Source organism: Pseudomonas danubii (assembly GCF_042980055.1).
Taxonomy (GTDB): domain Bacteria; phylum Pseudomonadota; class Gammaproteobacteria; order Pseudomonadales; family Pseudomonadaceae; genus Aquipseudomonas; species Aquipseudomonas danubii.
The window spans coordinates 4,990,602-5,013,415 of record NZ_CP116502.1; the positions used below are offsets into that span (position 1 = coordinate 4,990,602).

Here is a 22,814-nt window from a genome sequence, read left to right on the forward strand (position 1 = left end):
ACCTGGGGCCGCATGATCTGCGGGCTGCGGCCATTCATTAACATCTGAACTATATAGCCTGTCAACTTGAAACGCAGTGAGAGCCGTTCGCTGGAACCGCCTCGTCACCTCGCTATTTTCGGTAGGAAAAATCCCCGTCCGAAACAGACAACAAATCGGTCCGATTCAATCAAACCGGCGTCCAGCCGTGGGCCTAAAGTCGCCTCAGTCATCCCCATGACGCCCCCTATAACAACAATCGAGGTCGACCATGCCTGAAGCCGCCACCCGTGAGTTCTGGAAAGACCTGCAGCCCATCGCCCAATGTTTCAAACCCGACGCCAAGCCCGAGGTCTACCTGCCGAATGCCGCCAGCGACGACCTGAGCCTGTACGTGCCCTTCACCGAAACCGTGTCTTCGCGACCGCTGTGGATTTCCCCCAGCGAGAACCGCTGGTGCGACATCCTCATGGCCCGCAGCGCCGGGCTGGTCAACCGCCACTACCACCCCCACGAAGTCTTCGCCTACACCCTGTCCGGCAAGTGGGGCTACCTGGAGCATGAGTGGACAGCCACCGCCGGCGACTTCGTCTACGAAACCCCGGGCGAAGGCCACACCCTGGTGGCCTACGAGCACGAGCAGCCGATGCGGGTGTTCTTCATCGTCAAGGGCCCGCTGATCTGGCTCGACGAACAGGGCGAGCCCGACGGCTACTTCGACGTGCACTCCTACATCGCCCTGTGCCGCGAACACTACGAAAAGATCGGCCTGGGCGCGGCCCATATCGACACCCTGTTCCGCTGATCGACGTAGCTCACGCCTCCTCGGAGAACCACCATGGCTTATAAAAACAACAAGGCCGGTTACGAGAACACCTTGCTGGGGGTGCTGTTCCTGACCTTCGGTTTCGTCTTTTTCGATCGTCTGGCGCTGTCCTTCCTGTTCCCTTTCATGGCCGACGAACTGCAATTGAGCAACAGCCACCTGGGCATGCTGTCGTCGGTGCTGGCCCTGGCCTGGGCGGTGTCCGGCGCCCTGGTGGGCGCCTGGTCGGACCGCCGTGGCGTGCGCAAGCCGCTGCTGATCGTCGCGGTGATCCTGTTTTCCCTGTGCTCGGCCCTTTCCGGGCTGGTCACCGGCTTCCTCAGCCTGCTGCTGTTTCGCGCCATCATGGGGCTGGCCGAAGGGCCGATCCTGCCGCTCTCGCAATCCTTGATGGTGGAGGCTTCATCACCCCAACGCCGGGGCTTGAACATGGGGCTGCTGCAAGGCTCGGCCGCCGGTTTGCTGGGGGCGGTGATCGGACCACCGGTGCTGATCGCCCTGGCCGAAGCCTATGGCTGGCGCCATGCCTTCATCATCTCGCTGGTTCCCGGCCTGCTGATCGCCCTGCTGATCTGGCGCTATGTACACCCGGACCCGCCACGGAGCGAGCCCCGGACCAACGCCGCACCGAGCAACGGCGGCGGACATCGGCTGGCCTTGCTGAAAAGCCGCAACATCGTGCTCTGCACCCTGATCAGCTGTGTGTTCCTGACCTGGTTCATCATTCTGATTTCCTTCACCCCGACCTTTCTGGTCAAGGTCCGCGACTACAGCCCGGCCAGCATGGGCACGGTGATGAGCTGCCTGGGCGGCGCCTGGGTGCTCTGGGGCTTCGGCGTGCCAGCGATCTCCGACCGCATCGGCCGGCGACCGACCCTGGTGCTGTTCTCGCTGATCGCCGCCTGCTGCCCCATGGCCCTGCTCTACGCATCTTCGCCCTGGATGCTCGGCGTGCTGATGCTGCTGACCTACACCGGCCTGGGCTGCTTCACCCTGTTCATGGCCACCATTCCGGCGGAAACCGTGCCCCGTGAAGTCATGGCCACGGCCTTGGGCCTGATCATGGGCATCGGTGAACTGGTGGGCGGCTTCGTCGCCCCGACCATCGCCGGGTTCGCCGCCGACCGCTTCGGCCTGTCCATCGTCATGTGGATGTCCTGTGGCGGCGCCTTGCTGGCAGCGGTACTGGCGCTGTTTCTCAAGGAAACCGCCCCAGCGGTGCTGGCCCGTCAACAGCGCCAGCACGCCTCCTCTGTCCTGCAAGGAAACCAGCCATGAACGCACTGCGTTGGCATGCCGCCCGAGACCTGCGCCTGAGCCAGGTGCAACCGCGCCAGCCCGGCCCCGGGGAAGTCCTGCTGCAGGTGGCCTACTGCGGTATCTGCGGCAGCGACCTGCATGAGTACGCCGATGGGCCGCACTCGATTCCCCAGCACGCGGCCCATCCGCTGTCCGGCTGCCGGGCGCCACTGACCCTGGGCCATGAGTTCTGCGGCCAGGTGGTGGCCTTGGGCCCCGACGTCGATCCGAGCCTGCTGGGGCAACGGGTAGCAGTGGAGCCGGAGTATCGCTGCGGCGAATGCCAGTACTGCCGCATGGGCCAGTACAACCTCTGTGAATCCATGGGCTTTATCGGCCTGATGGGCGACGGCGGTTTTGCCGAGCAGGCGCTGGTGCCCGCCTACATGCTGCACCGGCTGCCAGAGCGCGTCAGCTTCAAGCAGGCCGCCGTGCTGGAGCCGGCAGCGGTGGCCTACCACGCCCTGAACCAGAGCAGCCTGATGGCCGGCGACAGTTGCGTGGTGTTCGGTCTGGGCCCCATCGGCCTGCTGCTGATCCTGCTGGCACGGTTGCGGGGCGTGGAGCGCATCTACGCCGTGGACCTGGACCCCGAGCGGCGGCGCCTGGCCCTGGAACTCGGCGCCTCGGCCGCCCTGGACGGCCGCGATCCGCAACTGCAGGAACACCTGCGGCAACTGAGCGACGGCGGCCTCGACACGGCCTTCGAGGCCGCCGGCACCCAACAGACCCTGAGCCATGCCCTGCACTGCCTGCGCAAGGGCGGTGAAGCCGTGCTGGTGGGCCTGATGGGCGAAGTGCAGGTCGACGCCTTCCACCTGGTGAACAACGAACTGCGCCTGCTCAGCAGCGTCGGCTACCGCCATGTGTACCCCGAACTGATCGAGCTGTTGGCCAGCGGACGCCTGGACCTGTCCCGGGTGGTGACCCGCTGCCTGGCCCTGGAGCAGGCGGTGGAACAGGGCTTCGAGGCGTTATTGCACGACAAGAGTCAGATCAAGGTGCTGGTCAACCCGACACCGGCCCTGGCCGAGGCCTGACCCCTCGCTTTCAACACTCAAGACAAAAACAACAAGAAACGAGTACCCGACATGAATGCTTCCTATGCGCTGTGCCCGCTGCTGGCAGCCTTGCTGCTGCCCCTTGATGGCTTCGCCGATGCCCCGGCTGCGCCCCGTAGCGGGCCGCTGTCCGGCCTGGGCGATTACCTGGCCGACCAGGGCATTACGCCCCACGTGCAGTTTCTCAGCCTGGCGATGAAGAACCTCGATACCGGCCCCCGGCCCCACAGTTTTGGCAACAGCGGCGATCTGTTCGTGGGCGCCGATATCGACCTGGGGACCTTCGCCGGCCTGGACGGCGCGGCGCTGCACTTCGAACAGACCCTGTTCATCCTCGACCACCAGACCGGCGTACCCACCTCACGCAACTGGCAAGGCGCCGCCGGCAGCTACTTTGGCGGCGCGCCGATCCACAACGACCTCACCAGCAACCAGCTGAGCCTGTTGACCTACCAGCAGACCTGGCTCGACGGCCAGGTCGACCTGAGCCTGGGGCGGACCAACGCCCGGCGCTATTTCTACATCTACAACTGCGAAAGCACAGTGACCTGCAACGACCCGATCATCGACTCTTCTACCGGCATCCTGCCGCCGCCCTACGGCAGTTGGGGCGGCTACCTGAAGTACCAGCTGACGCCCCAGTGGTACGTACACGGCGGCGCCTTCGAATCCAACCCGGTGGACTATCTGAAGGAGCGCAAGGGTCTGGACTTCAGCACCGACGATGCCAGCGGCACCAGCCTGCTGCTGGGCATCGGCAGCCAGAACCGCGACGCCTACAGCTCCCACTACGAGCTCAACGGCTACTACAACACCTCCAAGCAGGAGGACCCGCTGACCGGGGCCACGGCATGGGGCAGCGGCGGCGCCTTCTTCAAGTTCCAGCAGTCGCTGTGGCGCGCCGACGCCGGATCGGGCAGCGCGCCCCAGGCCCTGCTGTTGTTCGGCTCGCTGTCGGCGGCGGCCGATGACAAGCAGCCCTTCAGCCACTTCGCCGAGGCCGGGCTGACCTACATGGCGCCCTTCGACCGGCCCCAGGACAAGCTCAACGTCAAGGCCAGCTACCTGCGCCTCAACGATCACCAACTGCACTTCCAGCAACAGGCACGGAGCGCCAACGGCGGCGACCCGCGCCTGGGCGAGCGCAATGTCTATGCCCTGGAAGCCAACGCCCACATCGCCCTGACCCGGCAACTGGCGGTGGAGCCCAGCGTCCAGTACCTGATCAACCCGGACAATTTCTACAACCCCGAGGCCCGCGAGCTGAGCGGCAACGGCTTTGTCGTCGGCCTGCAAGTGACCCTCGACGTCGGCTCGCTGCTGGGGCTGTGAGATGGATTTTTGTGACTGCCCAAGAGGTATCCCCCATGACTGAACACACCACGCAAACCTTCGACTACATAGTGGTCGGCGCCGGCTCCGCTGGTTGCGTGCTGGCCAACCGTCTGTCCGCCGACCCCAAGCTCAAGGTGTGCCTGATCGAGGCCGGGCCCAGTGACCGCACCTTGCTGCCCGCCGCCTATGTGCGCACCCCGGCAGGGATCATCCGCCTGATCGCCAACCCGCGCTGGAACTGGATGCATCAATTCAGCCCCCAGGCCGCCAGCGGCGACCAGCCCATCCCCTGCCCCCGCGGCCGGGTCTGGGGCGGCTCCAGCGCCATCAACGGCATGATCTACATCCGTGGTCACCGGCAGGACTTCGACCGCTGGGCCGCCGCCGGCAACCAGGGCTGGAGCCACGACGAGCTGCTGCCCTATTTCAAGCGTTCGGAGCATTTCGAACCCGGCGACTCGCCCTGGCATGGCCAGCACGGCGAGCTCAACGTGGCCGAGCAGCGCAGCCCGAGCCCGGTCAATCAGGTGTTCTATGAGGCGGCCACGGAGCTGGGCTGGAGCTACAACCCGGACTTCAACGGCCCGGAACAGGAAGGCTTCGGGCCCTTCCATGTCACCCAGATCAACGGCGAACGTTGCAGCGCCGCCCGGGCTTTCCTGCATCCGATCCTGCAGCGGCAAAACCTCACCGTACTCAGTTCCACCCTGACCCACCGGGTGCTGCTGCAAGGCACTCGCGCCAGCGGCGTGGAGATCAGCCACAACGGCCAGGTCCGCCAGTTGCAGGCGCGCCGGGAGGTGATCCTCTGCGCCGGGGCAATCAACTCGCCGCAGTTGCTGCTGCTCTCCGGCATCGGCCCGGCGGAGGAACTGAAAGCCCACGGCATCCTGCCGCGCCACCCGTTGCCGGGGGTCGGCCTGAACCTGCAGGACCACCAGGACATCGTGCTGATGTACCGCAGCGACCCCGAACTGGGCTACGGTCTTTCGCCCAAGGGCCTGCTGCCCCTGGCCCGTTCGCCCTGGCAGTACCTGACCCGGCGCCAGGGACCGCTGACCTCCAACACCGTCGAGTCCGGAGCATTTCTGCGCCTTACGCCCGAGGACCCGGTGCCGGAGCTGGGGCTGATCGTCGCCCCGGCCCTGAAGAACCAGCCCCAGCGCCTGATTCCCGTGGGCCATGGCATCAGCCTGCACGTGGCGGTAATGCACCCGCAAAGCCGCGGCCGGGTGCGCCTGAACTCCGCCGACCCGCACGACAAACCACTGATCGAGGCCAACTTCCTCAGCCACCCGGAGGACCTGCGCAAGCTGGTGGCCGGCTTGCGCTTGGTGCGCCAGTTGGCCGCGACCCGAGCCTTCTCCCAGCGCCTCAAGGGCGAACTGGTGCCCGGCCCGCAGGTACAGAGCCAGGAGCAGATCGAGCAGTGGATTCGTCAGCACCTGGGCACGGTGTTCCACCCGGTGGGCAGCTGCAAGATGGGCCACGACGAGTTGGCAGTGGTGGACGACCAACTGCGGGTCCACGGCCTGCAGGGGCTGCGGGTGGCGGACGCCTCGATCATGCCGAGCCTGATCACCGGCAACACCAACGCGGCAGCGATCATGATCGGGGAAAAGGCCGCGGACCTATTGCTGGGTACGGCACCCGCGCAACCGCGCAGCATGCCTCAAGGCGCAACATGCACTTGAGCCGGGGCTCAGGGGCGCTTCGGCGTCTCGGCCGCAGGCGGGTTGGTCTGCCCCTGGCGTGCCCGGTACTCCCCCGGCGCGAGCTTGGCGTAACGCTGGAAAAACCGGCTGAAATAGGCCGGGTCCTTGAAGCCCAGCTGGTAGCAGATTTCATTCACCGAACTGGCGGTGAACAGCAGCAAGCGCTTGGATTCCTGCATCAGGCGTTCGTACACCAGGCGCTTGGACGGCAGGTCGGCGATGCGTCGGCAGACGTCGTTGAGCCGCGCTTCGGTGACCCCCAAGGCGCTGGCGTAGCGCGCCAGGGGCCAGTGCTCCAGGTAGCGGGCCTCGATCAACTCGTTGAAGCGATGGAAGATCTGCAAGTCTTCATGCCGTGCCGGACGGGCCTTGAGGGAATTGGCCGAAAGCCTGAGCAGGCTGATCATCAGCAACCGGGTCAGGGCTTCCAGGGCCGGCTCGCGCCCAGCCCCCTGCCCGCCGATTTCCTGCTGCAACGCCTGGAACAGGGACTCCAGGCGCTGTACTTCATTGGCAAACTCCGGCCCCAGGCGCGCCAGCGCCACGCACACCGGCGGTACCTGGGGCGCGGGGGCCAGCGTCGGATCGGCACCGATCAACTCCCACACCAGTTGCTGGCGCACGGTGAGCACGTGGCCCTCGCTGTCGGCTTCGGTGACGAAGGCATGGGGAATGGTCGGCGGAGTGAGGAAGAACATCGGTCCCGACTCCAGGTATTGCTGGTCGTCGAGGTAGACCCGCACCGCGCCGCTTTGCACGTAGTGCACCTGGAAGAAGCGGTCGTGGCGATGCACGGGCATGTTGCGCCCGAAGAAGCCGGCGAGGTTGCTCAGCTTGTCGTAATGCACCTGGGCATCGGCGTAGCGCTGATCGTAGACCTGGCCGATGTTGATGTTGGGAATGGGTTGACGTGGGTTCATGGCACCCTTCTGTTTTTTATTTTTCAGCACGCAGAGCGTTGGCATCCTGCGCGATTCGCGGCTTGCCCGCCAGGGCAAGACGCAATCGTTCAGGCTGGCGCTTGACGATCATTAACATATTAAATATAACGTTAATACATTAACGAATTCGCCCCGCTAGCGGCAAGCGCCACTGCGGGCCCCCACACCAGGAACCAGGAGACGCTCGATGAGCCGTGCACTGAACGATCACGCCGGCGGCACCCTGTTCGGCGTTGCGCTGAACTACCAGGGGTTGCTGCACAGCCATCTGCAAAGCTTCACCCAGCCGCCCTACCAGAAGCCTCCGGTGAAGCCGGTGCTGTTCATCAAGACACCCAACACCCGCAATACCCATGAAGCGCCCGTGGTGTTCCCCAAGGACGTCGAACGCCTGCAACCGGGCCCGGCCCTGGGGGTGGTGATCGGCAAGCGCGCCAGCCGGGTGAGCCTGGAAAACGCCCTGGAGCATGTGGCCGGCTACACCATCGTCAACGAGTTCAGCTTGCCGGAAGACAGCTACTACCGCCCGGCAGTCAAGGCCAAATGCCGCGACGGCTTCTGCGCCATCGGCCCGCAGCTGGTGCCGGCCGCCCAGATCAGCGATCCCCACGACCTGAGCCTGGAGCTGTTCGTCAACGGCGAGCGGGTGCAGCACAACAGCACCGCCAACCTGGTGCGCAACATCCCCCAGCTGATTGCCGAGATCAGCGAATTCATGACCCTGCATGCCGGAGACGTGCTGATCACCGGCACTCCCGAGGGCCGGGTCGATGTGCGCCCCGGCGACCGGGTCGAAGTACAGATCAGCGGCCTGGGCCGTCTGGCCAACAGCATCGTTGCCGAATAAGGAACCGACATGAAACACGCGCGCATCCGCTATCAGGGCCAGGTCCACGACGCTCGGGTCACCGGCCCCAATACCCTGCAACTGGAAGACGGCCGGACCCTGGCCGAGGATCAGGTGCAGTGGCTGCCCCCGGCCACCGGGACCATGTTCGCCCTGGGCCTGAACTACGCCGACCACGCCGCCGAACTGGCCTTCACGCCCCCCACCGAGCCCTTGGTGTTCATCAAGTCCCCTGGCACCTACACCGGACACAACCAGGTGACCTGGCGCCCGGACAACGTCGCCTACATGCACTACGAGTGCGAGCTGGTGGCGGTGATCGGCAAGACTGCGCGCAACGTCAAGCGCGAGGACGCCCTGGACTACCTGGCCGGCTACACCCTGTGCAACGACTACGCGATCCGCGATTACCTGGAGAACTACTACCGGCCCAACCTGCGGGTGAAGAACCGCGACGCGACCACCCCGGTCGGCCCGTGGATCATCGACGCCGCCGAAGTGCCGGAGCCCAACAAGCTGACCCTGCGCACCTGGGTCAACGGCGAACTGCGCCAGCAAGGCAGCACCGCCGACATGATCTTCGACATCCCCTACCTGATCGAATACCTGTCCAGCTTCATGACCCTGCAACCGGGGGACATGATCGCCACCGGCACCCCCGAAGGCCTCAGCGATGTAGTGCCCGGCGATGAGGTGGTGGTGGAAATCGAAGGTGTCGGCCGGCTGGTCAACCGCATCGTCAGCGAAAGCGAATTCTTCGCCCATCACGCCCACCCAGAGCCCACCGCCGTGGCCAAGGAGCACGCATAAATGATCAAGCACTGGATCAACGGCCGCGAAGTCGAAAGCCGTGAAGTCTTCACCAACTACAACCCCGCCACCGGTGAAGCCATTGGCGAGGTGGCCAGCGGTGGCGCCGAGGAAATTGCCCTGGCCGTGGCCGCGGCCAAGGATGCTTTCCCGAAATGGGCCAATACCCCGGCCAAGGAACGTGCCCGGTTGATGCGCCGCCTGGGCGCGCTGATCGAGGAGAACGTGCCGCACCTGGCGGAGCTGGAAACCCTGGACACCGGGTTGCCGATCCACCAGACCCGCAACGTGCTGATTCCCCGGGCCTCGCACAACTTTGATTTCTTCGCCGAGGTCTGCACCCGCATGGATGGCCACAGCTATCCGGTGGACGACCAGATGCTCAACTACACCCTGTACCAGCCGGTGGGCGTGTGCGCCCTGGTGTCGCCATGGAACGTGCCGTTCATGACCGCCACCTGGAAGACCGCGCCCTGCCTGGCCCTGGGCAATACCGCGGTGCTGAAGATGAGCGAACTGTCGCCGCTGACCGCCAACGAGCTGGGCCGGCTGGCGCTGGAAGCCGGGATTCCCGCCGGGGTGCTGAACATCGTCCAGGGCTACGGCGCCACTGCCGGCGACGCCCTGGTGCGCCACCCGGACGTGCGGGCAATCTCCTTCACCGGCGGCACCGCCACCGGCAAGAAGATCATGCAGACCGCCGGCCTGAAGAAGTACTCCATGGAACTGGGGGGCAAGTCGCCGGTGCTGATCTTCGAGGACGCCGACCTGGAGCGGGCCCTGGACGCCGCGCTGTTCACCATCTTTTCCCTGAACGGCGAGCGCTGCACCGCCGGCAGCCGGATCTTCATCCAGGAAAGCGTCTACCCGCAGTTCGTCAAGGAGTTCGCCGCCCGAGCCAAGCGCCTGATCGTCGGTGACCCGCAGGACCCCAAGACCCAGGTCGGCTCGATGATCACCCAGGCCCACTACGACAAGGTCACCGGCTACATCCGCATCGGCCTGGAAGAAGGCGCGACCTTGCTGGCCGGCGGCCTGGAACGCCCGGCCAACCTGCCGGCACACCTGGCTCGCGGGCAGTTCATCCAGCCCACGGTGTTCGCCGACGTGGACAACCGGATGCGCATCGCCCAGGAAGAGATCTTCGGCCCGGTGGTGTGCCTGATCCCGTTCAAGGACGAGGCCCAGGCCCTGCAACTGGCCAACGACACCGAGTACGGCCTGGCTTCCTACATCTGGACCCAGGACATCGGCAAGGCCCATCGCCTGGCCCGGGGCATCGAGGCCGGCATGGTGTTCATCAACAGCCAGAACGTCCGCGACCTGCGCCAGCCGTTTGGTGGCGTCAAGGGCTCGGGCACCGGCCGCGAAGGCGGCGAATACAGCTTCGAAGTGTTTGCCGAGATCAAGAACGTCTGCCTCTCCATGGGCAGCCATCACATCCCGCGCTGGGGCGTGTAAGGTTTACAACCGTCCCGGATCACGCCAACAAGAAGATGTTTCAGGAGAAGCACCATGGGCGAAGTCGTCATGGCCGCCAAGGTCTGCCACGTTCCATCGATGTACCTGTCCGAACTGCCGGGCAAGCACCACGGCTGCCGTGAGGCGGCCATTGCCGGGCACAAGGAAATTGCTCGTCGCGCCCGGGCGCTGGGGGCCGACACCGCGGTGGTGTTCGATGTGCACTGGCTGGTCAACAGCGGTTACCACATCAACTGTGGTGAAGCCTTCAACGGCACCTACACCAGCAACGAGCTGCCGCACTTCATCAAGAACATGACCTACGACTACCAGGGCTGCCCGGAGCTGGGGGAACTGATCGCCGCCGAGGCCAACGCCGCCGACGTGCGTACCCTGGCCCACAACATCCCCAGCCTGGAGCTGGAGTACGGGACCCTGGTGCCCATGCGCTACATGCACATGGATGTGCCCGCCGCCGAGCATTTCAAGGTGGTGTCCATCGCCGCCTGGTGTGCCTGGCACAAACTGGAGGACAGCTTCACCTTCGGCGCCGCCGTGCGCCGGGCGATTGAAAAGAGCGAGCGCAAGGTCCTGGTGCTGGCGTCCGGCTCGCTGTCCCACCGTTTCTCCAACGACCGCGAAGCCGAAGCCAACATCCACAACTGGACCCGGGAATTCGACAAGCAGGTGGACCAGCGGGTGGTGGAACTGTGGCAGCAAGGTCGCTTTCGCGAGTTCTGCGCCATGCTCCCGGACTACGCCAGCAGCTGCCACGGCGAGGGCGGCATGCATGACACGGCAATGCTGCTGGGCCTGCTGGGTGGCGCTGAGTACAACCGCCCGGCCGAGATCGTCACCCCACTCTTCGGCAGCTCCGGCACCGGTCAGATCAACGCCATTTTCGACATATAGCCGCGACGGCAAGCGTCGAGCCGCTGGCCACAGGAGAGTCTCCTGTGGCTCGTAGCTTGCCGCCTGCCATTGCCTGAGAAGGAGGTTTGCGTGCCGCATTTCATCGCTGAGTACACCGACAACATCGAACAGGCCGCCGATCTGCCGGGGCTGTTCAGCAAGGTTCATGACTACCTGGGCGCCACGGGCGTGTTCCCCCTTGGGGGCATTCGCAGCCGCGGCGTGCGCCTGGACACCTGGCGCATGGCCGACGGCAAGCACGACTACGCCTTTGTCCACATGCGCCTGCAGGTGGGCGCCGGACGGGACCTGGCCACCCGGCGCCAAGTGGCCGAGGGCCTGTTCGACATCATCAAGGCGCACTTCGCCACGCTGCAGGCCCAGCGCTTGCTGGCGCTGTCGTTCGAGATGAGCGAGCTGGATGCCGAGCTGAACTTCAAGCACAACAACGTGCATGAGTTTCTGCGCGGACAGGCCTGAGCATTGTGCCAGCCCTTTCGCCGGCCAGCCGGCTCCTACACAACGCCCATGCCACCCGTAGGAGCTGGCTTGCCAGCAAACAGGCCCGCAAGCCAGGCGCCAGCCCCTAGGCAAACTTCGCTGGCAAGCCGACCCACACAAGAACAATAACGAGATCTCCCCATGTCCCATCCCGCAATCGCCGAGGCTCCTGTGGCCGAGGTCAACGACTGCTATCGCAAGATCACCTGGCGGCTGATGCCGCTGTTGTTCGTCTGCTACATCTTCGCCCACCTGGACCGCATCAATATCGGCTTCGCCAAGTTGCAGATGACCCAGGACCTGGGCTTCAGCGACAGCGTCTACGGCCTCGGCGCCGGGCTGTTCTTCGTGGCCTACGCGCTGTTCGGGGTGCCCAGCAACCTGGCCCTGGAGCGGGTCGGGCCACGGCGCTGGATCGCCTTGCTGATGCTGGTCTGGGGCCTGCTGTCCAGTGCCCTGATGCTGGTCGACAGCGCCTGGGGCTTCTATGTGCTGCGCTTTCTGCTGGGGGTCGCCGAGGCGGGGTTCTTCCCTGGCATCCTGGTGCTGCTCAACCGCTGGTTCCCGGCCAGCCGCCGCGGTCAGGTGACCGCGCTGTTCGCCATTGCCGTGCCCATGGCCGGGGTGATTGGCGGGCCCCTGTCGGGGTGGATTCTGGAAAGCTTCCACGACGTCGGCGGCCTGCGCGGCTGGCAGTGGATGTTCCTCATCGAAGGCTTGCCCGTGGTGCTGCTGGGTCTAGTGGTGCTCAAGGCCCTGCCGGAAAGCATCGAGCAGGTGGACTGGCTGACCCCGGCGCAGAAAGCCCAGCTGTTGCAGGCCCTGCAACAGGAAGAACAGCGCAAGTCCATCAACCGCTTCAGCGACATCCTCACGGAGCACCATGTCTGGCTGCTGGTGTGCATCTACTTCGCGGTGATGCTGGCGGTGAACACCATCGCCTTCTGGATGCCGACCCTGATCCACCACGCCGGCATCGCCCGGGACAGCAACGTCGGCCTGCTCAGCGCCCTGCCCTATCTGGCCGGTTGCCTGTTCATGCTCGGCGTTGGCCGTTCCTCGGACCGCCTGCGCGAGCGCCGCTGGCATTTGGCGATACCGCTATTGATGTCCAGCCTCGGCCTGACCCTCACCGGGCTGGCCCCGGGCGACCCGTGGCTGGTGATGTTCGGCCTGCTGGTGGCGGGCATGGGCGCCAGCGCCGCGCTGCCGATGTTCTGGCAGTTGCCGCCGGCGTTTCTGGCCAGCAGCACCCAGGCCGCGGGCATTGCCCTGATCAGTTCCTTCGGCAGTGTGGCCGCCTTCCTCGCGCCCTACCTGATTGGCGTGGTGCGCGACGCCACCCAAAGCGCCAGCCTCGCCCTCTATGCCCTGGCCCTGCTGATCGCCCTGGGCGCCTGGCTGGTGCTGCGGGTGCCTGCCCATATCGTCAACCCTCGGGAGAAATAACCATGCTCAGCCCTTCGGATATCCAAGAAGCCGCCGCGCGCCTCAACGCTGCCGAACGCAGCCGCGAACAGATCGGCCAGTTGTCCCTGCAATACCCCGACATCAGTATCGAGGATGCCTACGCCATCCAGCGCAGCTGGGTGGAGCAGAAGATCCGCGACGGCCGCAAGCTGGTGGGCCACAAGATCGGCCTGACGTCCCGGGCGATGCAGGTATCGTCGAACATCACCGAGCCGGATTTCGGCGCCTTGCTGGACGACATGCTGTTCGATGAAGGCACGGACATTCCCTTTCAGCGCTTTATCGTGCCGCGGGTCGAGGTGGAGCTGGCGTTCATCCTCGGCAAACCCTTGAAAGGCCCCCACTGCACGCTGTTCGATGTGCTGGACGCCACCGACTGGGTGATCCCGGCCCTGGAGATCATCGACGCGCGCATCCAGCAGCTGGACCCGCAGACCCAGGCCACCCGCAAGGTGTTCGACACCATTTCCGACAACGCCGCCAACGCCGGGGTGGTGATGGGTGGCCGCGCCGTGCGTCCCGGGGATGTGGACTTGCGCAAGGTGCCGGCGGTGCTCTACCGCAATGGCGTGATCGAGGAGTCTGGGGTCTCTGCCGCGGTACTCAACCACCCGGCCAAGGGCGTGGCCTGGCTGGCCAACAAGCTCGCGGCCTACGACGTCGGCCTGGAAGCCGGGCAGATCATTCTCGGCGGCTCCTTCACGCGCCCGGTGGCCGCCCGTCCCGGGGATGTCTTCCACGTGGACTACGATCAGTTGGGCAGCATCGCCTGCCGCTTTGTCTGAGGAGACCGCCATGGACATGCCTCTGAACCTGTTCAAACAACGCCTGCAACACAGCGAACCACAGATCGGCCTGTGGCTGGGGTTGGCCGACGGCTACTGCGCCGAGCTGGCGGCCAACGCCGGTTTCGACTGGCTTTTGCTGGACGGCGAACACGCGCCCAACGATCTGCGCAGCCTGCTCGCGCAACTGCAGGCCATCGCGCCCTACGCAGCCCAGGGCATCATCCGCCCGCCCATTGGCGATACCGCGCTGATCAAACAATTGCTGGACATCGGCGCCCAGACCCTGCTGATTCCCATGGTGGAAAGCGCCGAACAGGCACGTCAGCTGGTGCGCGCCATGCACTATCCGCCGCTGGGGGTGCGCGGTGTCGGCAGCGCCCTGGCCCGGGCATCGCGCTGGAACAGCATCGCCGGCTACCTGGATCAGGCGGACGAGCAGATGTGCCTGCTGGTGCAGATCGAGAACCTCGAAGGCCTGCGCAACCTGGATGAGATTCTCGCGGTGGACGGAGTCGACGGCGTGTTTATCGGCCCGGCGGATCTGTCGGCGGCCATGGGCCAGCGGGGCAACCCCGGGCACCCCGAGGTGGTGGCCGCGATTGAAGACGCCATCGTGCGAATTCGTCAGGCGGGCAAGGCCGCGGGGATTCTCAGTGCCGATCAGCGTCTGGCACGGCGTTGCATCGAACTGGGGGCCAACTTCGTGGCCGTGGGGGTAGACACCACAGTGCTGATGAAAGGCCTGCAGAACCTGGTCGGCCAGTACAAGACCCTGGACGCCCCCACGAGCGAAGGCGGCGTCTACTGACGAACGCTGGCTGGCAGCCTCTTCGCTTGCCAGCCAGCTCACTGGGAACACCCCGCACCCCTGCTTCAGGCCGGCCGCAAGGCCGCCGTCTGGCTCTTGATCTTGATCTTGATCTGAACGCCCCGTTAACCACGATGGCCGAACGCAGGCATTGAGCCGTGGGTAACCCGGCAAGGATGCCGGGTTAGCCGCCACCCGGCCATGGATGGCCGGTGGCGGCGGCCCACGGATCAATGCCGGAGTTCGGGCATGCCGAGCCTAGGCGAGGCACCGAGTGGAGGGGCAAAGCCCTTTGGTTACTTTGGGGTCCCAAAGTGACTCGCCGTAAGGGCGAAACCACCAGCCGCCGCCCCCGCAGAAATGGATATGCCCCCCAAACCGCCACCGTGAGAACGAAACCCTAAGCGGCCATTACCGCAGCAGCGGATATGCCCACCACCGGCCCTAATTAACGAACTTCGCTGACCAGCTCCAGCGAGTATCTAGCGGGCGTTGCGGGCCAGGCGCCAGACGCGGGCGATGTCGGCGGCGCGTTCGCGCAGCAGGCGCGGGGCCTCGCGGCAGGCCTGTTCCAGGCTCATGGGACCGCTGGTCAGGGCGAAGGCTGCGTCCACACCGTGGGCGTACATCTGCTGGTAACCCTCGCCCAGGGTGCCGGCAATCACGATCACCGGAACGCCCTGCTCCCGGGCAATGCGTGCGACACCAAAGGGGGTCTTGCCGCGCAGGGTCTGGGCGTCGAAACGCCCTTCGCCGGTAATCACCAGATCGGCGCCCTGCATGGCCTGTTCCAGGCCCACCAGCTCCGCCACCACTTCCACGCCGGGGCGAAATTGCGCGCCGAGGAACGCCTTGGCGGCAAACCCCAGGCCGCCCGCCGCGCCGCTGCCGGGTTCGTCACGCAGGTCCTTGGGCAACACCTGGGCACACAGGTCGGCGAAGTGCCCCAAGGCCCGGTCCAGCGCTTGCACCTGTTGCGGCGAAGCACCTTTCTGCGGGCCGAAGATCGCCGAGGCACCGTGCTCGCCACACAGCGGGTTGTTGACGTCGGCGGCGATTTCAAAACGCACCTGGGCCAGACGCGGGTCCATGCCATCGAGCTCAATACCGGCCAGATCAGCCAAGGCCAGACCACCCCGGGGCAGTACCTGGCCCTGGCGATCCAGCAATTTGAGACCCAGGGCTTGCAGGGCACCGGCGCCGCCATCGTTGGTGGCGCTGCCGCCGATGGCCAGGATGATGCGCTGGGCCCCGGCCTCCAGCGCGGCCAGGATCAGTTCCCCCGTCCCGAAGGTGCTGCTGTTGCAGGCATCGCGCTGGTCCAGCGCCAGTAATTGCAGGCCGCTGGCCTCGGCCATTTCGATGATTGCCGTGTGGCTCTGGGGCAGCCAGCCCCAGCGGGCTTCGACCGTCGCCCCCAGCGGCCCCTGGACCCGATGGCTGCGCAGTTGCCCGTCACAAGCGGCGAGAATCGACTCCACCGTGCCCTCGCCGCCGTCGGCCATCGGGCATTGACGTAGCTCGGCGTCGGGCCAGACCTCGGCCAGCCCCAGGGCAATGGCCTGGGCCACGCCTTCGGCACTCAGGCTGTCCTTGAACGAGTCGGGGGCGATGATGATCTTCATGGGGTGTTCTCCGGTTCTTGTGCCGCCATGCTGCCACTTGGCCCAGGCGCTGGCCCCGGTCCGCTGCACAAGTCCGGGGGCGCTTTATTGTTCATTGCTACAACGGCGCAACCTCGCCTAGCGTTGAAACCGCTGCCGCAGGCTGCGAACGGGCGCGTAGCGCTCGCCAGGGGCTTGAAGGCGATGCAGGTTTGATGGGAGGTTGCCAAGCAAGGCCCTGCGGGCCTTTGCGCAGCCTCGCCATGGCTCGGCAGCGGCTACAGGGGATTGTGTTGAGCCGTGTTGGGGGGCAGCAATTGCCCCCCCAGGTACAGGGCCAGCATGCCGTCCAGGCGCAAGGGGTCGACGCCGCTGAGTTCGGCAATCCGCTCCATGCGGTAGCGCAGGCTGTTGCGGTGAATGCCCAGGGCGTCGGCGCAGGCCTGGCTCTGGCCATCGTGGTCGCACCAGCTGCGCAAGGTCGCCAGCAACTGGCCGTTGCTGTCCTTGGCCAGCACCTTGCGCAACGGTGTCAGCAACTCGTCCAGGGCGTCGTCGTTGCGGTGGCGCCAGAGCATCACCGGCAGGCGGTAGCGGTTGAGGGTCAGCAGGCGCGAGTCCGGCAGCAGGTCGCGGCCGTAGGCCAGCAGGTCACCGACCCGACGATAGCAGCGGCGCAAACCGGCCAGCCCCTCGGCCTGCCCGCCCACGGCAACCCGCAGGATGTTCCAGCCCTGGCCGTCGAGTTTTTCCAGCAGGCGCGGGTTGTCCAGGCTGAAGTTCGCCGGGCGACACCAGAGCAGGGAGGTCTTTGACGAACTGACGCACCAGCTGTCCGGGTAGCGGCTCATCAGCCAGGTGCTGAGGGTCTCGACGCCCTGCCCCACGGGCTGCTCCGGCGCCAGTTCGAACAGGTAAGGGGTGCGCGCCAATTGCGGCTTGAGGCCCATCTGCCGGGCTTCGTCCACCAGCCGTGGCGAGTCGCCGCTGTCGCTCAACAGCAGGGCCAGCAGATCGTCACAACGCTGGCGCCGCCATTGCTGTTCGGCCTGTTGGTGGCGCTGGCTCACCAGCATCTCGGCGGTCATGCGCACCAGTTCGGCGTAGGTGCGCAGCAAGGCCGGATCGCCGGTGATGCCCAGCACGCCGATCAGCCGCTGGTCGTGCAGCAATGGCAGGTTGATCCCCGGCTGCACCCCCTTGAGCTGGCGCGCGGTGGGCTCGTCGATCTCCACCACCCGGCCGTTGGCCAGCACCAGTTGCGCGCCTTCGTGGCGGGTGTTGATGCGCTCAGGCTCGCCGCTGCCCAGGATCAAGCCCTGGCTGTCCATGACGTTGACGTTGTAGGGCAGGATGGCCATCGTGCGGTCGACGATGTCCTGCGCCAGGTCATGATCGAGTTCGAACATAGAGGGAAGGTCCTTGGACGTTGTTCAGTGGCACAGGGTCGGCGGCCAATCGCTGTGCGCCGGCACAAAGACAGCGACCTCGGTGTGACTGAGACTCTCGGGGCGGTCAACGTTACCCTTGCACCGCAAAAAATCATAATAAAGAGAGACACTCCATGTCACAGAGCGCCGCTGCCCCACTGGCCCAGGCTGACGACAAGCACGCCGTCTACAAGCGCATCACCTTGCGCCTGATCCCCTTCATCTTCGTTTGCTATCTGTTCAACTACCTCGACCGGGTCAACGTTGGCTTCGCCAAGTTGCAGATGCTCGATGCCCTGAAATTCAGTGAAACGGTCTACGGCCTGGGCGCCGGGATCTTCTTTATCGGTTACGTGCTGTGCGGCGTACCGAGCAACCTGGCGCTGAACCGGTTCGGCCCACGGCGCTGGATCGCGCTGATGATGATCACCTGGGGCACCCTGTCCACCTGCCTGCTGTTCGTCACCACGCCGACCCAGTTCTATACCTTGCGCCTGTTCACCGGAGCCGCCGAAGCCGGCTTCTTCCCCGGGGTGGTGCTGTACCTTTCGCAGTGGTTCCCGACCTTCCGCCGAGGCCGGATCATGGCCCTGTTCATGTCGGCGATCCCGGTCTCAGGGTTGTTGGGCAGCCCGTTTTCCGGCTGGATTCTCAATCACTTCGCGGCCGGGCAAGGCGGCCTCGCCGGCTGGCAGTGGATGTTCCTGCTGCAGGGCGTTCCCACGGTGGTACTCGGCGCCCTGGCGTTCTTCCTGCTCAGCGACAGCTTCGCCCACGCCAAGTGGCTGACGCCGGCTGAACGCGCGGTGCTGGAGGCCGACCAGGCCGCGGACGCCGCCAACCAGCCGAAAACCGCCAGCGATTCCCTGGCGGCCGTGTTCAAGAATCCGGCGATCTGGGCCTTCGGCCTGATCTATTTCTGCATCCAGAGCGGGGTCTACGCGATCAACTTCTGGCTGCCGTCGATCATCAAAAACCTGGGCTTTGCCGACAATCTGGTGATCGGCTGGCTGAGTGCGATTCCCTACCTGCTGGCGGCGGTGTTCATGCTGCTGGTGGGCCGTTCGGCAGACCTGCGCAAGGAGCGCCGCTGGCACCTTGTGGTGCCGATGCTGATGGGCGCCGTAGGCCTGCTGATCGCGGTGAACTTCGCCAGCACCCCGGCCCTGGCCATCCTCGGCCTGACCCTCGCCACCATGGGTGCCCTCACCGGCCTGCCGATGTTCTGGCCGGTGCCCACCGCCCTGCTCAGTGCCGGAGCCGCGGCCGGTGGCCTGGCGCTGATCAACTCCATGGGCCAGATGGCCGGCTTCCTCAGCCCCTACCTGGTCGGTTGGGTCAAGGACAGCACCGGCTCCACCGATGCCGCGCTGTACCTGCTGGCCGGGGTGATTGTCGGCGGTAGCCTGCTGGCGCTGCGCATGACCCGCACCCTGAACCGCTGAACCCCGGCAACACACAGCCCAGCAACGAAAAAAGCCCGTTCGAGCCTCTGCTCCAACGGGCTTTTTCATGGCCGGCCTCAGTTCGGGGCACCACCGTGCCGGGCGTAGTCGTGGCTGATGCTCAACTCCCCCGCCGCCGGAGCATCCAGCTCCAGCACCAGGCCGCCGGGCAGACGGACAAAGATCTGCCAGATGCCGTCTTCCGGGACCTGCGCCACCTGATGCTCCAGGCCACTGGCTTGCACCCGCTGCAACACGGCTTCGGCCGCCTCCTGGGTGCTGAAGGCGATGTGACTCAGTTGCGGCTCTGGGCTATCGGCCTGTTCGATGACGTGGACCAGCGCCTGCCGGTCCTGATACAGCCAGCGTCCGGGAAAGGGAAACGGGGGACGCCGTCCCGCTTGCAGGCCCAACAGATCGGCGAATGCCTGCTGCAACGCCTGGCCCTCGGCACAGTTGAACGCCAGGTGATCGAAGCGCCAGCTCATAGCAGGCCACCGCCATCGACGTCGATCAGGCTGCCGCTGATAAAGCCGTTCTCCATGGCCAGGATAAAGGCTGCGGCGATGTCATCCGGCTGGCCGACACGGCCCACCGGCAGGCTGGCGGCGGTGCGCGCAAACATCGCCTGACGCGCCTCTTCGGACATTCCGGCATAGGCTTCGGTGGCGGTGACCCCAGGGCTGATGACATTCACCCGGCATGGCGCCAGTTCCTTGGCCAGGTGCTTGCCCAGGGCTTCGAGGGCGGCATTGAGGGTGGTCTTGAGCACCTGTCCGGGAACCATTTTGCGTGACAGCAAACCTGAGGTCAGGCCGATGCTGCCTTGAGCCGCCAGATGGGGCAGCGCCGCCTGGACCGCGCGCCACACGCCCCAGAACTTCACCTCGAACGCCCGCTGGGCATCCAGCAGATCGGTGTCGGCCAGGGGCTTGGCGGTGATCGCCGGACCGGCACTGATCACCAGATGGTCAAAGGCGCCCACGGCGCTGAACAGATCACCGAGGCTGGCGGCGTCGGTGATGTCCACGGCGAGGCTGCGGGCCGAGGGCGGCAACTGCGCCTGCTGCCGTTGCAAGGCTTCGAGGCTGCGCCCGGCGAGCACCACCTTGGCCCCGCGTGCGGCCGCCTGACGGGCCACGGCAGCACCGATGCCGCTGCCGGCGCCAATCACCACCACGGTCTTGTGCTGCAAGCTTGGATTGGAAAGAGTCATTGCGATCACCTGGGTCATGTAAAGGTGATTGCATCTTCACAGCTTGCCAATCGAGGAAAAATCCCGCTAAAACGCAAAGATCTTTAAAGGATTTTTACTAATGAGCTCAATCCTCGACCTGGAAATTTTCGTGCGCACGGCCGATTCCGGGAGCATTTCCGCCGCCGCCCGCTCCCTGGGCATGACGGCCGCTGCGGCCAGCATCGCCCTCAAGCGCCTGGAAACCCGCCTGGGCAGCCGCCTGCTGGCGCGCTCCACCCGCAGCATGCGCCTGACCGAAGAGGGGCGCCGCTACCTGGAAAGCGTGCGTCTGGCCCTGGCCAACCTGGAGGACGGTGAACAGGCGCTCAAGCAGCAGAGCCAGGGCCTGGCCGGTGTGCTGCAACTGTCGGCGCCCTCGGATTTCGGACGTAACGCGCTGCTGCCCTGGCTTGACGAATTCAAGGCCGAACACCCGCAACTGCGCCTGCAACTGCGGCTCAACGACCGCCATGCCGACTTGTTCCGCGACACCGTGGATGTGGCCCTGCGCTTTGGCGTGCCGGCGGACTCGAGCCTGGTGGCCCTGCCGATCCTCCCCGAACATCGTCGCCTGGTGTGCGCCAGCCCGGCTTACCTGGCCCGTTGCGGCACCCCGCAGTCCCCCGAAGACCTGTCGCACCACAGTGCCCTGCTCTACCTGCGTAACGGCCAGCCCTATGACAGCTGGCGCTTCAGCCGTGGCGACGAGACGCGCGAGGTGCCCGTGCGCGGCGACTACCTGTGCGACGACGGCGAAGTGGCCCGGCGCTGGGCCCTGGCCGGCCACGGCATTGTCTACAAGGCCCGGCTGGACGTGGCCGAGGACATTCGCGCCGGGCGCCTGGTGCCGCTGCTCGGCGACTGGCAAGGGGAACTGGCGCCGTTCAATCTGCTGTGTCCACATCGCCTGCAGGTTTCCGAGCGGGTGCGCCTGCTGCACAGCTTTGTGTTGCAGCGCTGTCGGGCGCTGTGCCCGTGTTAAGCGCCGGTCCAGGGGCGGCTGGCCGCTGCGCGGTTCGCCGGCAAGCCGGCTCCTGCGCAAAGTCCTTGCAGGCGATCTCACGGACCTCTTTGCCGAAAAGCCGGCCCCGGCGAGGAGGCGCCATTCAGGCATTGCGCTAGCCCGGCGTTGTGGTATTTGATGGTCGCCCCCCATGGCCGGAGATGCCCCGGCCACCCTTCTAGCACAAGGATTTCGCCCATGAGCTATCGCACCCTCGGCCACTCCGGTCTCAAGGTTTCCAGCCTGACCCTGGGCACCATGATGTTCGGCGAGCAGACCAGCACCGAAGACTCGCTGCGCATCATCGACAAGGCTTGGGACCAGGGGATCAACTTCATCGACACCGCGGACGTCTACACCCAGGGCCGCTCCGAGGAAATCGTCGGTGAAGCCATCGCCCGCCACCGCCATGAGTGGGTGCTGGCGTCCAAGGTGGGGTTCGGCCCGGTGGACGGCCTGCCCAACCGCAGCGGCCTGAGCCGCAAGCACATCTTCAACGGCATCGAGGCCAGCCTGACCCGCCTGGGCACCGATTACCTGGACATCTACTACCTGCACCGCGAGGACCACAACACCCCGCTGGAGGTGAGCCTCTCGGCCATCGGCGACCTGCTGCGCCAGGGCAAGATCCGCTACTGGGGCCTGTCCAACTACCGGGGCTGGCGGATTGCCGAGGCCATTCGCGTGGCCGACCAGTTGGGGGTGGACCGCCCGGTCATCAGCCAGCCGCTGTACAACATCGTCAACCGCCAGGCCGAGGCCGAGCAGATCACCGCGGCCAAGGCCTATGGCCTGGGCGTGGTGCCTTACAGCCCCCTAGCCCGTGGCGTGCTCAGCGGCAAGTACGCGCCGGACGTGGCCCCGGACAGCGGCAGCCGCGCCGGACGCCAGGACAAGCGCATCCTGGAAACCGAGTGGCGGGTGGAATCCCTGCGCATCGCCCAGCAGATCCAGGCATACACCCAGGGCCGCGGGGTCGGCATCGTCGAGTTCGCCATCGCCTGGGTGCTGAACAACCAGGCAGTGAGTTCGGCGATTGTCGGCCCGCGCACCGAAGCCCAGTGGGACGCTTACACCCGGGCCCTTCAGGTGAAGATCAGCCCTGAGGACGAAGCCTTCATCGACGCCCTGGTGACCCCGGGGCACGCCTCGACCCCGGGCTTCAACGATGTGAGTCATTTCGTCTCCGGTCGTTTTCCGCACCTGGGCTGAACGCTGCCGGTGGCGGCGCAAAGGCGCGCGCCACCGGCCTTGGGCTCAACACGCTCGGCGGCACTGTGGCCATAAACGAGAAAAAATCCCGCCGCGATGGCGCAATCAGAGCAAAAAACTCGCGCCTGAC

General features: G+C 65.7%; 21 protein-coding genes. 16 read left to right on the forward strand and 5 right to left on the reverse strand.

Translation table 11 applies throughout. The features are described 5' to 3' along the window. The first annotated feature begins 250 nt into the window (after positions 1-250). Genes PFZ56_RS22435 through PFZ56_RS22455 form a run of 5 tightly spaced genes read left to right on the forward strand, consistent with a single transcriptional unit; the run spans position 251 to position 6,194 of the window. Positions 251-784, forward strand: a complete 534-nt coding sequence (locus PFZ56_RS22435) for a 2,4'-dihydroxyacetophenone dioxygenase family protein (protein ID WP_170004708.1) — start codon at positions 251-253, stop codon at positions 782-784. Between the two features lie 33 nt (positions 785-817). Then, entirely contained in the window at positions 818-2,083 is a 1,266-nt protein-coding gene (locus tag PFZ56_RS22440) for an MFS transporter (RefSeq protein WP_170004706.1), read from the forward strand. Further along, positions 2,080-3,144: a 2,3-butanediol dehydrogenase gene (locus PFZ56_RS22445; protein ID WP_170004704.1), complete on the forward strand. Its 1,065-nt coding sequence runs from the start codon at positions 2,080-2,082 to the stop codon at positions 3,142-3,144. Before PFZ56_RS22440 ends, PFZ56_RS22445 begins: the two co-directional genes overlap by 4 nt. A gap of 51 nt (positions 3,145-3,195) precedes the next feature. Beyond that, a complete protein-coding gene (locus PFZ56_RS22450; protein WP_170004702.1) occupies positions 3,196-4,497 on the forward strand; it encodes a carbohydrate porin in 1,302 nt (433 codons plus the stop codon). Between the two features lie 35 nt (positions 4,498-4,532). Then, positions 4,533-6,194, forward strand: coding sequence for a GMC family oxidoreductase (locus PFZ56_RS22455; RefSeq protein WP_170004700.1), 1,662 nt, complete (start codon positions 4,533-4,535; stop codon positions 6,192-6,194). A gap of 8 nt (positions 6,195-6,202) precedes the next feature. On the opposite strand, the gene hpaA is transcribed toward PFZ56_RS22455, so the two are convergent. Further along, positions 6,203-7,135 (reverse strand): 4-hydroxyphenylacetate catabolism regulatory protein HpaA, encoded by a 933-nt coding sequence (gene hpaA / locus PFZ56_RS22460; RefSeq protein ID WP_170004698.1) that lies wholly within the window; start codon positions 7,133-7,135, stop codon positions 6,203-6,205. A gap of 208 nt (positions 7,136-7,343) precedes the next feature. Between hpaA and PFZ56_RS22465 the strand changes: the two genes are divergently transcribed. From PFZ56_RS22465 to hpaI, 8 genes are all read left to right on the forward strand, one after another. Further along, positions 7,344-8,003, forward strand: a complete 660-nt coding sequence (locus PFZ56_RS22465) for a fumarylacetoacetate hydrolase family protein (protein WP_170004696.1) — start codon at positions 7,344-7,346, stop codon at positions 8,001-8,003. A 9-nt stretch (positions 8,004-8,012) separates the two neighbouring features. Then, positions 8,013-8,813, forward strand: a complete 801-nt coding sequence (locus PFZ56_RS22470) for a fumarylacetoacetate hydrolase family protein (RefSeq protein ID WP_102882629.1) — start codon at positions 8,013-8,015, stop codon at positions 8,811-8,813. Beyond that, positions 8,814-10,274: a 5-carboxymethyl-2-hydroxymuconate semialdehyde dehydrogenase gene (gene hpaE / locus PFZ56_RS22475; RefSeq protein WP_110596616.1), complete on the forward strand. Its 1,461-nt coding sequence runs from the start codon at positions 8,814-8,816 to the stop codon at positions 10,272-10,274. A gap of 54 nt (positions 10,275-10,328) precedes the next feature. Beyond that, a complete protein-coding gene (gene hpaD, locus PFZ56_RS22480) occupies positions 10,329-11,186 on the forward strand; it encodes a 3,4-dihydroxyphenylacetate 2,3-dioxygenase (protein ID WP_170004694.1) in 858 nt (285 codons plus the stop codon). Between the two features lie 90 nt (positions 11,187-11,276). Then, positions 11,277-11,666, forward strand: a complete 390-nt coding sequence (locus PFZ56_RS22485) for a 5-carboxymethyl-2-hydroxymuconate Delta-isomerase (protein WP_102882626.1) — start codon at positions 11,277-11,279, stop codon at positions 11,664-11,666. A gap of 162 nt (positions 11,667-11,828) precedes the next feature. Continuing rightward, positions 11,829-13,136, forward strand: a complete 1,308-nt coding sequence (locus PFZ56_RS22490; RefSeq protein ID WP_170004692.1) for an MFS transporter — start codon at positions 11,829-11,831, stop codon at positions 13,134-13,136. 2 nt (positions 13,137-13,138) lie between these two features. Continuing rightward, positions 13,139-13,942, forward strand: coding sequence for a 2-oxo-hept-4-ene-1,7-dioate hydratase (gene hpaH, locus PFZ56_RS22495; protein ID WP_123394273.1), 804 nt, complete (start codon positions 13,139-13,141; stop codon positions 13,940-13,942). A 10-nt stretch (positions 13,943-13,952) separates the two neighbouring features. Then, a complete protein-coding gene (hpaI, locus tag PFZ56_RS22500) occupies positions 13,953-14,753 on the forward strand; it encodes a 4-hydroxy-2-oxoheptanedioate aldolase (protein ID WP_102882624.1) in 801 nt (266 codons plus the stop codon). A gap of 482 nt (positions 14,754-15,235) precedes the next feature. Here the strand turns inward: hpaI and PFZ56_RS22505 are convergent, their stop codons facing one another. Both PFZ56_RS22505 and PFZ56_RS22510 read right to left on the reverse strand, forming a co-directional pair. After that, the gene (locus tag PFZ56_RS22505; RefSeq protein ID WP_123394276.1) at positions 15,236-16,378 is read right to left on the reverse strand and encodes a glycerate kinase; all 1,143 of its coding nucleotides are present in this window, start codon (positions 16,376-16,378) and stop codon (positions 15,236-15,238) included. A gap of 257 nt (positions 16,379-16,635) precedes the next feature. Further along, positions 16,636-17,766: a sugar diacid recognition domain-containing protein gene (locus PFZ56_RS22510; RefSeq protein ID WP_170003964.1), complete on the reverse strand. Its 1,131-nt coding sequence runs from the start codon at positions 17,764-17,766 to the stop codon at positions 16,636-16,638. A gap of 155 nt (positions 17,767-17,921) precedes the next feature. Here PFZ56_RS22510 and PFZ56_RS22515 point away from each other — a divergent pair, with 155 nt between their 5' ends. Beyond that, positions 17,922-19,232 (forward strand): MFS transporter, encoded by a 1,311-nt coding sequence (locus PFZ56_RS22515; protein ID WP_170003966.1) that lies wholly within the window; start codon positions 17,922-17,924, stop codon positions 19,230-19,232. A gap of 77 nt (positions 19,233-19,309) precedes the next feature. Here PFZ56_RS22515 and PFZ56_RS22520 read toward each other — a convergent pair whose 3' ends face one another. Then, positions 19,310-19,720 carry a hypothetical protein gene (locus PFZ56_RS22520; protein ID WP_170003968.1) on the reverse strand — a complete coding sequence of 137 codons (411 nt, stop codon included), beginning with the start codon at positions 19,718-19,720 and terminating at the stop codon, positions 19,310-19,312. Beyond that, positions 19,717-20,448, reverse strand: coding sequence for an SDR family oxidoreductase (locus tag PFZ56_RS22525; protein WP_170003970.1), 732 nt, complete (start codon positions 20,446-20,448; stop codon positions 19,717-19,719). The genes PFZ56_RS22520 and PFZ56_RS22525 overlap by 4 nt, the downstream gene beginning before the upstream one ends. 100 nt (positions 20,449-20,548) lie before the next feature. Here PFZ56_RS22525 and PFZ56_RS22530 point away from each other — a divergent pair, with 100 nt between their 5' ends. Together PFZ56_RS22530 and PFZ56_RS22535 are read left to right on the forward strand one after the other, a co-directional pair. Further along, positions 20,549-21,451, forward strand: a complete 903-nt coding sequence (locus PFZ56_RS22530; protein WP_170003972.1) for a LysR family transcriptional regulator — start codon at positions 20,549-20,551, stop codon at positions 21,449-21,451. Between the two features lie 219 nt (positions 21,452-21,670). Beyond that, positions 21,671-22,684, forward strand: a complete 1,014-nt coding sequence (locus tag PFZ56_RS22535; protein WP_110596607.1) for an aldo/keto reductase — start codon at positions 21,671-21,673, stop codon at positions 22,682-22,684. The last annotated feature ends 130 nt before the right edge of the window (positions 22,685-22,814 follow it).

What these genes read in the sequence shown, in the direction of transcription:
- PFZ56_RS22435 (WP_170004708.1), top strand. Translation starts at nt 251, where the DNA reads ATGCCTGAAGCCGCCACCCGTGAGTTCTGGAAAGACCTGCAGCCCATC.
- PFZ56_RS22440 (WP_170004706.1), top strand. Translation starts at nt 818, where the DNA reads ATGGCTTATAAAAACAACAAGGCCGGTTACGAGAACACCTTGCTGGGG.
- PFZ56_RS22445 (WP_170004704.1), top strand. Translation starts at nt 2,080, where the DNA reads ATGAACGCACTGCGTTGGCATGCCGCCCGAGACCTGCGCCTGAGCCAG.
- PFZ56_RS22450 (WP_170004702.1), top strand. Translation starts at nt 3,196, where the DNA reads ATGAATGCTTCCTATGCGCTGTGCCCGCTGCTGGCAGCCTTGCTGCTG.
- PFZ56_RS22455 (WP_170004700.1), top strand. Translation starts at nt 4,533, where the DNA reads ATGACTGAACACACCACGCAAACCTTCGACTACATAGTGGTCGGCGCC.
- hpaA (WP_170004698.1), bottom strand. Translation starts at nt 7,135, where the DNA reads ATGAACCCACGTCAACCCATTCCCAACATCAACATCGGCCAGGTCTAC.
- PFZ56_RS22465 (WP_170004696.1), top strand. Translation starts at nt 7,344, where the DNA reads ATGAGCCGTGCACTGAACGATCACGCCGGCGGCACCCTGTTCGGCGTT.
- PFZ56_RS22470 (WP_102882629.1), top strand. Translation starts at nt 8,013, where the DNA reads ATGAAACACGCGCGCATCCGCTATCAGGGCCAGGTCCACGACGCTCGG.
- hpaE (WP_110596616.1), top strand. Translation starts at nt 8,814, where the DNA reads ATGATCAAGCACTGGATCAACGGCCGCGAAGTCGAAAGCCGTGAAGTC.
- hpaD (WP_170004694.1), top strand. Translation starts at nt 10,329, where the DNA reads ATGGGCGAAGTCGTCATGGCCGCCAAGGTCTGCCACGTTCCATCGATG.
- PFZ56_RS22490 (WP_170004692.1), top strand. Translation starts at nt 11,829, where the DNA reads ATGTCCCATCCCGCAATCGCCGAGGCTCCTGTGGCCGAGGTCAACGAC.
- hpaH (WP_123394273.1), top strand. Translation starts at nt 13,139, where the DNA reads ATGCTCAGCCCTTCGGATATCCAAGAAGCCGCCGCGCGCCTCAACGCT.
- hpaI (WP_102882624.1), top strand. Translation starts at nt 13,953, where the DNA reads ATGGACATGCCTCTGAACCTGTTCAAACAACGCCTGCAACACAGCGAA.
- PFZ56_RS22505 (WP_123394276.1), bottom strand. Translation starts at nt 16,378, where the DNA reads ATGAAGATCATCATCGCCCCCGACTCGTTCAAGGACAGCCTGAGTGCC.
- PFZ56_RS22510 (WP_170003964.1), bottom strand. Translation starts at nt 17,766, where the DNA reads ATGTTCGAACTCGATCATGACCTGGCGCAGGACATCGTCGACCGCACG.
- PFZ56_RS22515 (WP_170003966.1), top strand. Translation starts at nt 17,922, where the DNA reads ATGTCACAGAGCGCCGCTGCCCCACTGGCCCAGGCTGACGACAAGCAC.
- PFZ56_RS22520 (WP_170003968.1), bottom strand. Translation starts at nt 19,720, where the DNA reads ATGAGCTGGCGCTTCGATCACCTGGCGTTCAACTGTGCCGAGGGCCAG.
- PFZ56_RS22525 (WP_170003970.1), bottom strand. Translation starts at nt 20,448, where the DNA reads ATGACTCTTTCCAATCCAAGCTTGCAGCACAAGACCGTGGTGGTGATT.
- PFZ56_RS22530 (WP_170003972.1), top strand. Translation starts at nt 20,549, where the DNA reads ATGAGCTCAATCCTCGACCTGGAAATTTTCGTGCGCACGGCCGATTCC.
- PFZ56_RS22535 (WP_110596607.1), top strand. Translation starts at nt 21,671, where the DNA reads ATGAGCTATCGCACCCTCGGCCACTCCGGTCTCAAGGTTTCCAGCCTG.